Annotated in this window: 9 protein-coding genes; 3 read left to right on the top strand and 6 right to left on the bottom strand. The window is 73.0% G+C overall.

Translation table 11 applies throughout. The annotated features are described in order from the left end of the window. Positions 1-51: 51 nt before the first annotated feature. Genes ACZ6ZN_RS30260 through ACZ6ZN_RS30250 form a run of 3 tightly spaced genes read right to left on the bottom strand, consistent with a single transcriptional unit; the run spans position 52 to position 2,254 of the window. On the bottom strand, positions 52-789 hold the full coding sequence (locus ACZ6ZN_RS30260) for a thioesterase II family protein (protein ID WP_469651144.1): 738 nt from the start codon (positions 787-789) through the stop codon (positions 52-54). Then, a complete protein-coding gene (locus tag ACZ6ZN_RS30255; protein WP_398107143.1) occupies positions 786-2,036 on the bottom strand; it encodes a cytochrome P450 in 1,251 nt (416 codons plus the stop codon). Before ACZ6ZN_RS30255 ends, ACZ6ZN_RS30260 begins: the two co-directional genes overlap by 4 nt. Next, the gene (locus tag ACZ6ZN_RS30250; protein ID WP_398107144.1) at positions 2,033-2,254 is read right to left on the bottom strand and encodes a phosphopantetheine-binding protein; all 222 of its coding nucleotides are present in this window, start codon (positions 2,252-2,254) and stop codon (positions 2,033-2,035) included. Before ACZ6ZN_RS30250 ends, ACZ6ZN_RS30255 begins: the two co-directional genes overlap by 4 nt. A gap of 463 nt (positions 2,255-2,717) precedes the next feature. On the opposite strand from ACZ6ZN_RS30250, the gene ACZ6ZN_RS30245 reads away from it, so the two are divergent. From ACZ6ZN_RS30245 to ACZ6ZN_RS30235, 3 genes are all read left to right on the top strand, one after another. Then, a complete protein-coding gene (locus ACZ6ZN_RS30245; protein ID WP_469651142.1) occupies positions 2,718-4,235 on the top strand; it encodes an FAD-dependent monooxygenase in 1,518 nt (505 codons plus the stop codon). A 133-nt stretch (positions 4,236-4,368) separates the two neighbouring features. Next, positions 4,369-4,866, top strand: coding sequence for a toxin-antitoxin system HicB family antitoxin (locus ACZ6ZN_RS30240; RefSeq protein ID WP_451878704.1), 498 nt, complete (start codon positions 4,369-4,371; stop codon positions 4,864-4,866). A 49-nt stretch (positions 4,867-4,915) separates the two neighbouring features. Then, positions 4,916-5,758, top strand: coding sequence for a DUF4097 family beta strand repeat-containing protein (locus ACZ6ZN_RS30235; RefSeq protein ID WP_469651141.1), 843 nt, complete (start codon positions 4,916-4,918; stop codon positions 5,756-5,758). A gap of 15 nt (positions 5,759-5,773) precedes the next feature. On the opposite strand, the gene ACZ6ZN_RS30230 is transcribed toward ACZ6ZN_RS30235, so the two are convergent. From ACZ6ZN_RS30230 to ACZ6ZN_RS30220, 3 genes are all read right to left on the bottom strand, one after another. Further along, positions 5,774-7,000 (bottom strand): cytochrome P450, encoded by a 1,227-nt coding sequence (locus tag ACZ6ZN_RS30230; protein WP_469651138.1) that lies wholly within the window; start codon positions 6,998-7,000, stop codon positions 5,774-5,776. A 213-nt stretch (positions 7,001-7,213) separates the two neighbouring features. Beyond that, the gene (locus tag ACZ6ZN_RS30225) at positions 7,214-7,957 is read right to left on the bottom strand and encodes a thioesterase II family protein (RefSeq protein WP_469651136.1); all 744 of its coding nucleotides are present in this window, start codon (positions 7,955-7,957) and stop codon (positions 7,214-7,216) included. Between the two features lie 76 nt (positions 7,958-8,033). Then, positions 8,034-11,924, bottom strand: coding sequence for a non-ribosomal peptide synthetase (locus ACZ6ZN_RS30220; RefSeq protein ID WP_469651134.1), 3,891 nt, complete (start codon positions 11,922-11,924; stop codon positions 8,034-8,036). Between the last annotated feature and the right edge of the window lies 1 nt (position 11,925).

The raw sequence follows: 11,925 nt of genomic DNA, 5'->3' as shown, positions 1-11,925 counted from the left end.
ATGTCCTTCCGTTTCCCTCGGTGTGGGGTGCTGCGGGGCCTCATGGGGCGCTCATCGCCGGCGGGTCAGCACGTCGCGCAACTGGTCGGGCGCGTCCATGAAGTCGTAGTGGCCGCCGTCGACGGAGACGAACTCGACGCTGTCGGCGTAGTGGCGCCAGCCCTGGAGCCGGTCGAGGCCGACGTCGGGGTCGTCGCGCCAGTGCAGGACGACGACGGGGCAGGGCACGGGAACCGGCTCGGTGCGCCGGTAGGCGGCCGCGGCGGCGTGGTCGCGCAGCAGCACCATCAGGCCCAGGTCGATCATGTCCGGTCGCGGCTCGATGCCCCGGCCGCGCAGGAACGTCTCCACCTCGGCGCGCAGTCCGTCCTCGGTCAGCGACAGCATCCGGTCGCCGGCGGCGTCGTGCGGCGCGGGCTGGCCGGAGACGAACAGGCAGGCGGGCGCGGGCAGTCCGGCGGCGGCGAGCTTCAGGACGGTCTCGTAGGCGGGCAGCGCGCCCGCGCAGTGCCCGAAGAGCGCGTACGGCTGATGCAGATACGGTCGCAGCGCCTCGGCGAGGCCGGCGGCGAGGTTGTCGTAGGTGCCGTAGTGCGGGTGGGCCAGCCGGTTCTCGCGGCCGGGGAACTGCACCGGGCAGAACTCGGCGTCCTCGAGCGTGGCCGGCCAGGCGCTGAAGGCGGAGGCCCCGGACCCGGCGAAAGGCAGGCCGAAGATCCGGGCGGCGTGGCCGGGGGCCGGCGGCCGGACGAACCACGGCGAGGCGACGGTGGTGGGGCCGGGGGTCATGGCGTGTGCCGTTTCTGGGCGGTGATGGGCAGGTGGGTCATTCCGGCGATGAAGTACGACCGCAGGTGCTGCGGTTCGCCGGCGAGCTCGATCGAGCCGAAGAGCCGGAGCAGTTCCTCGAAGAAGACGCGCAGGGTGAGCCGGGCGAGCGGCGCCCCGATGCAGAAGTGCGGCCCGAAGCCGAAGGCTGCCTGGCGCTTGGCGTTGGCGCGGGTGATGTCGAAGGTGTGCGGATCGGGGAACTGGGCGGGGTCCCGGTTGGCCGAGCCGATCCAGGCGACGACCGCCCCGCGGGCCGGGATCGTGCCTCCGGCGATCTCGACGTCGTCGACCGCGTACCGCATGAAGTTGCACGCGGCCGAGGTCCAGCGCAGCCCCTCCTCGACGAGGTTGGGGATCAGCGTCGGGTCGGCCTGGGCCTTGTCGAACTGCTCGGGCCGTTCGATGAGGGCGTGCACCGTCCCGGAGACGGTGTGCGGGGTGGTGACGTTGGCGCCCAGCAGGATGCTGTAGCCGTCGAGGGCGATCTCCTCGTCGGACAGGGGCGCGCCACCGGGGCGGACGTTCATCAGGTGGTGCAGGAGGCTGTCGTCCTCGAAGCCGGACGCGCGCCGCGTGCGGACCCACTCGCGGACGTAGGTGACGAGTTCGTGGTGGGCGATGGCGAGGGTTGCGGCCTCGCCGCCGGTCAGGAAGTGCGGGTCGGAGGGGGCCGTCACCATCGCGGTGAGCTGGACGAGTTCGGCCCAGTCCCGCTCGGGGATGCCGAGCAGCGGACCGGTGACCATGGCGGGCAGGAGCAGGGCCTGCTCGGCCAGGTCGAAGGGCTCGCCGTCCAGGGCCGGTTCCAGGAAGCGGACGATCGTGCCCCGGATGGAGTCCTCCCAGGACCGCACCGCCCGTGCGGTGAGCTTGGAGCCGAGCGGGCGGCGGACCTCGGTGTGCCGCGGCGGGTCGGTGGAGGTCAGCAGCACACCGGCCGCGACGTCGTCCGTGCCCAGGTGGGTGGGGACCGTACCGCGCTCGGAGGTGAAGGCACGGTGGTCGCCGAGGACGCGGCAGACGTCCTCGAAGCGGGTCACCGACCAGAACTCCCGTCCGTCGGGCAGGACTTGGTGGTGCAGCGGGGCTCTGTCGCGCAGGACGTCCCAGACGGGGTGCGGGTCGCCCTCGGTGTACAGGTCCAGGTCGAACAGGTCGACGTGGTCGAGGTCGATCTCGCGTGCGGGGCCCGGCGTCAGTCTCACGTGCCCGCCCTCCCCTGTTCGATCAGCTCGGCGACCCGGGTGGGGGTGCCCGCGAGGTAGAAGTCGCGTACGGAGAGCCGGACGCCGTGGTCCTGCGTCACGCGCTCGATGATCTTGATGCCGGTGAGCGAGTTCCCGCCCAGGGCGAAGAAGTCGTCCTGGGCCCCGACCTCGCGGCCGCCCAGGCATTCCCCCCACAGTGCTGCGATTTCCTGCACCAGGGAAACCGGGGCATTCGAAGACGCGGCTTGCTGCTCCATTGCCATTTCCTTCCTCCGCCGAACTCTTTTCGCTGTCCCGCCGGCGAGACGAAATCCGGGACGGGCCGGGTGAATGGCCGGATCGAGTGTCGCCCAGCCGCGGGGCCGTTCCCACCGGGCCGGTGCCCCTCCGGCTCGCTGCGGCCGGTGTGGTTGAGGACGCCGCGGCGCACCCGCAGGCTGACACCCCGGGACCGTTCGCACCCAGGGAAATGTCCCGCCGGCGGGACCGGACGGACGGAAAGTGCCGAGGCACCTCGCGGCGTACCGGAAACCCGCTGGACAAGCGGTGGAAAAGCAGCGGGACAGCGGCGGGAAAGAAGCGGGACAGCAAGGGACACGCAGGGAAAAGCGACGGACCGGCGACGGAAACCGCGGGCAGAAGCCTGCCCGCGGACAACGCGAAAAGGGGGCGGACGACGTGGAGAACACCGGCATGGACGCGGACGTGGTCATCGCGGGCGCGGGGCCGACCGGCCTGATGCTCGCCTGTGAGCTGCGCCTGGCAGGGGCCGACGTGGTGGTGGCCGAGCAGCTCGCGCGGCGCACGGGTGAGTCGCGTGCCGGCGGCATCCACTCGCGCACCTTGGAGGTGCTCGACCAGCGCGGCGTGCTGGACCGCTTCCTGGCCGAGGGCGCACTGCAACCGGTGGGCCACTTCTCGGGGCTCTACGTGGACTTCGACGAGTCCGAGTCCCGCCACCCGTATCCGCTGATGATCCTCCAGTCCGCCGTCGAACGGCTGCTGGAGGAGTGGGCGGGCGAGCTGGGTGTGCGCATGCGCTGGTCCTCCCCGGTCTCCGGCGTGCACCAGGACGACGGCGGTGTGACGGTCCGCCTGGGCGGCCAGGACGCGCCCGGCACCACCGTGCGCGCCCGCTACCTGGTGGGGTGCGACGGCGGGCGCAGCACCGTGCGCAAGCTGGCCGGCATCGACTTCCCCGGCACCGAGCCGACGATGACCGCGCTGATCGGCGACGTGGAACTCCCCGACCTGCCCGAGGACTACGTGTGGGTGCGGCGCCGGCCGGCCGGCGACTACTCGGCGATCGCCTTCGAGCCCGGCTGGTACCGGGTGATCACCTCCGAGTACGACCGGGTGCCCGGCCGCGACGAGCCGGTGACGTTCGAGCAGCTGCGGCAGTCGCTGATCAGGGTGGCGGGCACCGACTTCGGCATGCGCAACCCCCGCTGGGTCTCCCGTTTCACCGACGCCGCCCGGCAGGCGGCCCGCTACCGCTCGGGCCGGGTGCTGCTCGCGGGCGACGCGGCGCACATCCACTTCCCCGCCGGCGGCCAGGGGCTGAACACGGGCGTACAGGACGCGGTGAACCTCGGCTGGAAGCTGGGGGCGGTGGTGCGCGGCCAGGCGCCGGAGAGCCTGCTGGACAGCTACCACGCCGAGCGCCACCCTGTCGGCGAACGCGTGCTGCACAACACCCGTGCCCAGTCGGCGCTGGTGCGTCCCGGCGCCCAGACGGACGCGCTGCGGGAGGTGTTCGGCGCGCTCATGGTCTTCGACGACGTCAACCGGCATCTGCGTCACCTGCTCAACGCGCTGGACATCCGCTACCCGGCCGGCGGTGACCACTCGCTGGAGGGCCGCCGGGTCCCGGACGCCGACCTCGCCGCCGGCGACGGGCCGTCCCGCGTCCACGAGCTGCTGCACGCCGCCCGGCCCGTCCTGCTCGACCTGCGCGGCAGCACCGATATGGCGGCGGTCGTCAAGGGGTGGGCCGACCGCGTGGACCTGGTGGAGGCGCGCAGCGAGGAGACGCACTGGACCGTCCCGGGCATAGGGGAGATCGACGCGCCGGACGCCCTCCTGATACGCCCCGACGGCCACGTCGCCTGGGCAGCGGGTCCCGATCGCGTACCGGACCCGTCCGCGCTGCGTACGGCTCTGGCCACCTGGTTCGGCCCGGCCCTGCGCGGCTGAGAGCGTACGCATGGCGTACCTGCGGAGTACTTTTGGCGTACGTCATCCCCAAGACCCCCCGAACGCGTCCTGTGGGGCCTCGTCGCAGCTCACGCGCTTGCCCCTGGCACCACGCCGGTGCCACCATGACGTCATGGACCTCTCGCCGTACGTCGACACCCTCCGCCGTGAGCTCGCGGTGGCCGCCGAGGCCGGCGGGGAGGAGGCCCGGGAGCTGGCCATGCGGCTCACCGCGCCCCTGGAGTCGGCAGCCCGGCTGACCATGCTCGGCGTGCTGTCCGCCGCGATGGACGAGGTGACCCGCGAACTCGCCCCCGGTTCCGTGGACGTGCGGCTGCGCGGACTCGATCCGGACTTCGTGGTGACCCCGCCGCCCGCAGACGTGCCCGCGGAACCGGCCGCGTCACCGGCCGTTCCGGCCGGGGGCGACGAGGGAGGCACCGCCCGTATCAACCTCCGCCTGCCCGCCCATCTCAAGGCCCGCGCCGAGGAGGCGGCGTCCCGCGAGGGGCTGTCGGTCAACGCCTGGCTGGTGCGTGCCGTGTCGGCCGCGGTGGACGGCGGCGCGCGGCCGCGCACGGCGGACCGGTCACGCACCGTCGGGCAGAGCTTCACGGGCTGGGTGCGCTGAGCGCGTCCGCAGCCCGCCACGTCACCCACCCCCACCAGACGGGACGGCCATGCCCACCTTCGACACCCTCGAGGCGATCTCCGTCACCGCGCGCGTGGAGGCCGGGTCGATCCAGTTCGCCGCGGGGCTGCGCGCCGACACGGTCGTCGAGGTGCGGCCCCGTGATCCGGATAAGGACCTGGACGTCCGCACGGCCGCCCAGACCGAAGTCGCCCTATTGGACGGCGTGCTGACGGTCCGCACTCCCAAGTCCGGCCTGTTCGGCCGTACCGGCACCGTGGACGTGACCGTCGCACTGCCGGTGGGCTCGCACGTCGACCTGACCGGCGCCTGGACCCAGGTGTTCGGCGAGGGCCGGCTCGGCGAGGTGAAGGTGAAGACCTCCTCCGGCGACGTCCGTCTGGACGCCACCGGCGCGCTGACCGTCACGGCCTCCCACGGCTCGGTCACCGTCGAACGTGTCGAAGGGGCGGCCGGGATCAGCACCAGCTCGGGCAGTGTGCGCGCAGGGCTGCTGGACGGTCCCGCCGTCGTGAAGAACGCCCACGGCACGACCACCGTCGGCGCCGCCACCGGCGAGCTGCGCGTCAGCGGCGCACACGGCGACATCGACATCGCCCGCGCCGAGGACTCGGTGACCGCGACCACCGCGCACGGCACCGTCCGCCTGGGCGAGGTGGCGCGCGGCACCGTCCGGCTGGAGACCGGCACCGGCGCCATCGAGGTGGGCGTCCGGGCGGGCACGGCGGCCTGGCTCGACGCGCGCTCCGGCTCCGGGCAGGTGCGCAACACCCTCACCGCCTCCGGGGCGCCGGACGGCTGCGAGGACACGGTCACGATCCGCGCGCGCTCCCGCCACGGCACCATCGACGTGCACCGCGCCCGGCCCTGACCGCGGCCGGGCCGCTCAGGGCGCGGTCCCGGTCCAGGTGACCGGCAGGGCGTGGACGCCGTAGATGTTCATGTCGGCCCTCAGCGGCACCTCCCGGGCGGGGACGGCGAGTTGCAGCGTCGGGAAGCGGCGCAGCAGTCCGGCGAAGCCGGCGTGCATCTCGATGCGGCCCAGTTGCCGGCCCAGGCACTGGTGGACGCCGTGGCCGAAGGCCAGGTGCCCGCGGGCCTTGCGGCGCACGTCGAGGGTGTCGGGGTTCTCGAAGCGGCGGGGGTCGCGATTGGCGGCCAGCAGGGAGACCACGACGGTGGCTCCTGCGCCGACGGTCTCACCGCCGAGCTCGATGTCCTCGGTGGCGTAGCGGTAGAAGATGTCGGCGACGGACAGGTAGCGCATGAGCTCCTCGACGGCGTCGGGCATCAAGTCCGGCTCCGCGCGCAGGGCGGCGGCCTGGTCGGGGTGCTCCAGCAGCGCGAAGGTGCCCAGCGCGAGCTGGTTGACGGTGGTCTCGTGGCCGGCGAGCAGCAACAGGAAGGCGCAGCCGGTCAGTTCCTCGACGGTGAGGTCGTCCTGGCGGGCCAGGTCGGACAGGATGTCGTCGCCGGGGTCGGCGCGCTTGCGCACGACCAGCTCGGCGAGGTACCCGGTCAGGGCGCCGTACGCGGCCATCTTCACGTCGAGTTCCTGGTCGCGGACGAGGAACGCGGCGGTGTTGTTCTGGAAGGTGGCCCGGTCCGCGTAGGGGACGCCGAGCAGTTCGCAGATGACCAGCGAGGGCACCGGCAGCGCGAACTGCTCGACCAGGTCGACCGGCGGGGTCCGTCGCGCCAGGGTCTCCAACTGCCGCTCGGCGATGTCGGTGATGTGCTCTCGCAGCTCCTCCATCCGCCGGGCGGTGAAGGCGCCGGTGAGCCTGCGCCGCAGCCGGGTGTGGTCCGGCGGGTCCATGGCGATGAACATGCCCGGGATCTGCGGGGAGGGTTCGGTGGGCACGGGCATGCCGGGGACCTCGTAGGGCACGTGCAGCACGCCGAGGTCCTGGCGGGAGCTGAACCGGTTGTCGGCCAGGAGCCGGCGGGCCTCGTCGTGGCCGGTGACCAGCCAGCCCTCGTGGCCGTCGGGGAAGCGCAGCGGGCTGACCGGCCGGGCCGCGCGCAGCCGGGTGAGGGCGCGGGGCGGGTCGAAGGGACCCGCGTCCCGCTCCATGGGCAGGCCGTCGGGAACGGGAACCGTCTGGCTCATCGGGTTTCCTCTCGCAGCACGGCAGGGTCACCGGCCGGAGCCGGTGACTCCACCATGGCACACCCGTGATGCCATACCGAGCCATTCTGGCCCCACAGCCCTCCGTGCGACGGCCGCGCGCGCGGGGTCGCCGCGCGTGAAGCAGCAGGCCGGACGGGGATCCGGCCCGCCCGGCGACATGTCCTGATGTCGCCGGGGGCTCCGTGCGTCCGGTCAGGGGCCCGCCGGGGCGCTGACACGGCGCTCGCCCGCGCACTGCGCCTCGATCACGTCCAGGACCTGCGGGCCCAGGTCGACCAGGTACATGTGGTCTCCCGGCAGCTCCGCGTAGGTGAAGGCGGCCGTGGTGGCCGCCTGCCACCGGCGGGCCTCCTGTGCCGTGACGAGGCCGTCGTGGTCGCCGCGCAGCGCGGTGATCGGCACGGACAGCGGCTCGTCGGTGCCGGGCACGTACGCCTCGTGCATCTCGCAGTCGGCCTGGAGTGTGGGCAGGATCAGTTCCCGCATCTCGGGGTGGTCCAGGGCCTCGTGGCGGAAGCCCGCGAACTCCTCGACGCGGGCGAGGAATTCGTCGCCCCGCAGTCCGGCCGCGCGCCGTTCGCGCTGCGTCCACGGGTCCGGCGAGCCGCTGACGACCAGCCGCTCGACGGGCACGCCTCGCGCGGTCAGCAGGTGGGCCAGCTCGTAGGCGAGCACCGCGCCCAGACTGTGCCCGAACAGCACGGCCGGTGTCCCCTCGCCCAGGTCGGCGACCACACCGTCGATCTCGCCGCGGACCGCCTCGACGACGTTGCGGTACGGCGTCTCCAGCAACCGCCGCTCCCGTCCCGGCAGTTCCACCGAGGTGACCCGCCAGCGGCCGGCCGCCAGGGCCTGCCACGGGTGGAAGAACGACGGCCCCGCGCCCGCGAACGGCACGCACAGCAGCACGGTCCCGTCCCCGTGGCCCGCGGACACTCCGGGTTCCCTCACTCCGACCAACTCCCGTCACTCTTGTGTTCGTTCACTGAAGGGGGGCGTAGGCGGCCCGTCGCTACGCCAGCTTGGGGTGCAGGACCTCGAACATCTCCGCCACGGGTCCGGGCATGTGCATCTCGTGGTGGGTGACCGCCACGTCGTGCACCTCCAAGGCGCCCTGCACGTGGGGGCGCCACAGGTGCGCGTACGAGGTGTCCTCGAGGGTGGCGTTGAAATACACCACGTCGCCGCGGTAGACGGGCGACTCGAAGTCCATCATCAGGGCCGTGTTGTTGGCCAGGATCCTCGACATGGTGTCCAGCAGCTGCCGGCGGTTGCCCGTGCGGATGTACTGGCTGAAGTCGTCCTCCAGCTCCGCCCGGAAATCCTCGGAGTCCTTGCCGGCGTGCACCTGCTCGAAGCCGTGCCCGCCCGGCTGGGCGTCCAGGACGGCCACCAGGGCGACCTGGTGGCCGCGCCGGTCCAGGGCGTCGGCCACGGCCTGGACGACGGAGCCGCCGTAGGACCAGCCGATCAGGTTGAACGGGCCCTCCGGCTGGATCTCGAGGATCCGGGCGACGTAGTCGTCGACCATCTCCTGCACGGAGCCGGCCGGCTCCTCCACGCCGTCGCTCCCGCGGGACTGCAGCGCGTAGGCGGGCCGGTCCTGAAGGTGCAGCACGAAGCTGTAGTACGCCCAGCCCAGGCCGCCGCCCCCGTGAAAGAACCACACCGGTTTCCTGCCCGTGCCGGGGTCGTCGTTCAGCGGCAGGACCACCGCGAAGGAGTCGGCGCCGTCGTCGGGGATGCCGCCGGCCAGCATCAGCGCGGCCAGTTCGGCCACCGTGGGGTAGCGGATGATCGTCCGGATGGGGATGTCGATGTCGAACCGGTCGCGGATGCGGACGCTGAGCCGGGTGGCCAGCAGCGAGTGCCCGCCCAGGGCGAAGAAGCCGTCGTCGACGCCGACCCGGTCGAGGCCGAGCAGTTCGGCGAACAGGTCGCACAGCGCGCGCTCGTAGGCGTTGCGCGGTTGCCGTCCGGCGGCGGTCACCGACGTGTCCTCGGTGGGCAGGGCCCGCCTGTCGAGCTTGCCGTTGGAGGTCAGCGGGACGTCCGCCAGCGGGATCACCGTGGAGGGCACCATGTAGTCGGGCAGACGGGTGCGCAGGTACCGCGTCAGCTCCTCGCCGGTCACGGCGGCCCCGGACTCGGGCACGGCATAGCCGACCAGGCGCTTGTCGCCGTCGGGGAGTTCGCGGACCACGACCACCGCCTGCGCCACGTCCGGGTGGGCGGCCAGCGCGTGCTCGATCTCGCCCGGCTCGATGCGGAAGCCGCGGATCTTCACCTGGGAGTCGGCCCGGCCGACGTAGCGCACGTGGCCGTCGCGGCCCCGGCGCACCAGGTCGCCGCTGCGGTACATCCGCTCCCCCGGCTCGCCGAAGGGGCAGGCCACGAACCGTCCGGCGGTCAGGCCCGGCCGGCCGTGGTACCCGCGGGCCAGTCCGTAGCCGGCCACGTACAGTTCGCCGGTCACGCCGGCGGGCACCGGTCGCAGGTGGGCGTCCAGCACGTACGCGCGCAGGCCCGGCACGGCCGGGCCGATCACGCCCGCGCCGTGGCGCGCGGCGCAGTGCTCGTCCAGGTCGAAGCGGGTGACGTGCACGGTGGTCTCGGTGATGCCGTACATGTTGACCAGCACCGGCGCGTCGGAGGCATGGCGCGTGTACCAGTCGGTGAGGCGGCCGACGTCCAGGGCCTCGCCGCCGAACACCACGTAGCGCAGCGCCAGGTCCCGGCCGGGGGTGTCGGCGTCGGCCTGGGCGAGCTGGTGGAAGGCCGAGGGAGTCTGGTTGAGGACCGTGACCCGCTCGCGGGCGAGGAGGTCCAGGAAGTCGGCCGGGGAGCGGGAGACGTCGTAGGGCACCACGACCAGGCGTCCGCCGTGCAGCAGCGGCCCCCACAGCTCCCACACCGAGAAGTCGAAGGCGTAGGAGTGGAACAGGGTCCACACGTCGTCGGCGCCGAAGCCGAAGTCGCGGGTGGCGGTGAACAGCCCGACGACGTTGCGGTGCGGGACCGGCACACCCTTGGGGCGGCCGGTGGAGCCGGAGGTGTAGATGACGTACGCCGGGTGCGCGGGGCGCAGGGCGGTGTGGCGCTCGGCGTCGGCGAGGTCGGCGGCGGACTCGCCGTCGAAGGCCCCGGCGTCGTCGAGGTGGACCAGGGGGAGGTCGTGGGCGAAGTCCTGTGCGGCGTCGGTGCCGTCGGTGGTGAGCAGCAGGACGGGGGCCGCGTCCGCGACGATGTGGGCGATGCGGTCGGCCGGGGAGTCCGGGTCGATCGGCAGGTAGGCGCCGCCCGCCTTGAGCACCGCCAGCAGTGCGACGACCAGCTGCGCCGAGCGCTCCAGGCAGACCCCGACCAGGGACTCCGGGCCCACGCCCCGGGCGAGCAGGTGCCGGGCGAGCCGGTTGGCGCGGGCGTTCAGCTCCCCGTAGGTGAGGGCGGTGTCCTCGAAGACGACGGCCGTCTCACCGGGGCGCTGTGCGGCCTGGCGCTCGAACAGCTCGACCAGGGTGACCTCTTCCACCGGGTCGCCGTCGGCGTGGACCTCGACCAGCAGCCGCTCGCGCTCGGCCGCGTCGAGCACGTCGACGTCGCCGACGCGCAGGTCCGGATCGGCGGCGAACTGCCGCAGCACCCGCACCAGCCGGGCGGAGATCTCCTCGGCGGTGCTCCGGTCGAACAGGTCGGTGGCGTACTGCAGGTCCCCGCGCAGCGCGCCCGCGGCGTCGACGGCGAGGAAGAACGTCAGGTCGACCATGGCGGTCGCGGGGATGGCCTGCTCGAAGCGCATCTCCAGGCCGGGCAGGGCGAGGTCGGGCTTGTCGTAGCTCTGCCAGGAGAAGATCACCTGGAACAGGGGCTGGTAGGCGGCGGAGCGGTCGGGGTTGATCGTCTCGACCACCACGTCGAACGGCACGTCCTGGTGCTCGTAGGCGTTCAGCGCCTTGTCGCGCACCTGCGCCAGCAGGTCGGTGAAGCGCGGGTTGCCGGACAGGTCGGCGCGCAGGACCTGGGTGTTGACGAAGCATCCGATCATGTCGGTCAGCGCCTCGTCGGTGCGTCCGGCGATGGGCGAGCCGATCGTCACGTCCTCGCCGCCGCCGAGCTTGCCGAGCAGCACCGCCAGCGCGGACTGCACGACCATCGACAGGCTCATCCCGCGCTCGTCGGCGAGCCGCTGGAGCCCGGCCGCCACCTCGCGCGGCGCCTCGACGGCGACGGTGTCGCCGTCCGTGCCGGCCTCAGCGGGCCGCGGTCGGTCCAGGGGCAGGTCGAGGGGCTGCGGCACGCCCGCCAGTTCCTTGCGCCAGTACTCGATCTGCGCCGCCGCGAGACTGCCCGGGTCGCTCACGTCCCCGAGGACCTCCCGCTGCCACAGCGCGTAGTCCTTGTACTGGAGCGGCAGCGGCTCCCAGGCCGGGGCCCGGCCGTCCCGGCGCGCGGTGTAGGCCGCCACCAGGTCCCGCATGAGCGGGGCGCTGGAACTGCCGTCGGAGGCGATGTGGTGGATGACCAGGACGAGGACGTGTTCCGTCGGCGAGCGGCGCAACAGGGTGGCCCGGAAGGGCAGTTCGGACGTCAGATCGAAGCGGTGCGCGACGGCTTCCTCGATCCGGGCGGTCAGTTCCCCGGCGGTGACCTCGCTCACCGGCACCCGCAGGGGTGCCTCGTCCGTCGGATGGATCCGGGCGTAGGGCTCGCCGGTGTCGTCGGTGCCGTAGGTGGTGCGCAGGATCTCGTGCCGCCCGACCACGTCGTGCAGCGCCGCGACCAGGGCGTCCTGGTCCAGGGTGCCGGTCAGCCGGAACGCCGCCGATATGTTGTAGGTCGCCGCTCCCCGCTCGAGTCTGTGCAGCAGCCACATGCGGCGTTGGGCAAAGGACAGCGGAATCATC

Source organism: Streptomyces sp. NPDC053665, from assembly GCF_055585285.1.
This window is presented reverse-complemented; position numbering and strand designations above follow the sequence as displayed.

Bases quoted from the DNA above. Each gene is read 5' to 3' on its own strand.
- ACZ6ZN_RS30260 (WP_469651144.1), bottom strand. From the start codon at position 789: ATGACCCCCGGCCCCACCACCGTCGCCTCGCCGTGGTTCGTCCGGCCG.
- ACZ6ZN_RS30240 (WP_451878704.1), top strand. From the start codon at position 4,369: ATGGACCTCTCGCCGTACGTCGACACCCTCCGCCGTGAGCTCGCGGTG.
- ACZ6ZN_RS30235 (WP_469651141.1), top strand. From the start codon at position 4,916: ATGCCCACCTTCGACACCCTCGAGGCGATCTCCGTCACCGCGCGCGTG.
- ACZ6ZN_RS30230 (WP_469651138.1), bottom strand. From the start codon at position 7,000: ATGAGCCAGACGGTTCCCGTTCCCGACGGCCTGCCCATGGAGCGGGAC.
- ACZ6ZN_RS30220 (WP_469651134.1), bottom strand. From the start codon at position 11,924: ATGATTCCGCTGTCCTTTGCCCAACGCCGCATGTGGCTGCTGCACAGA.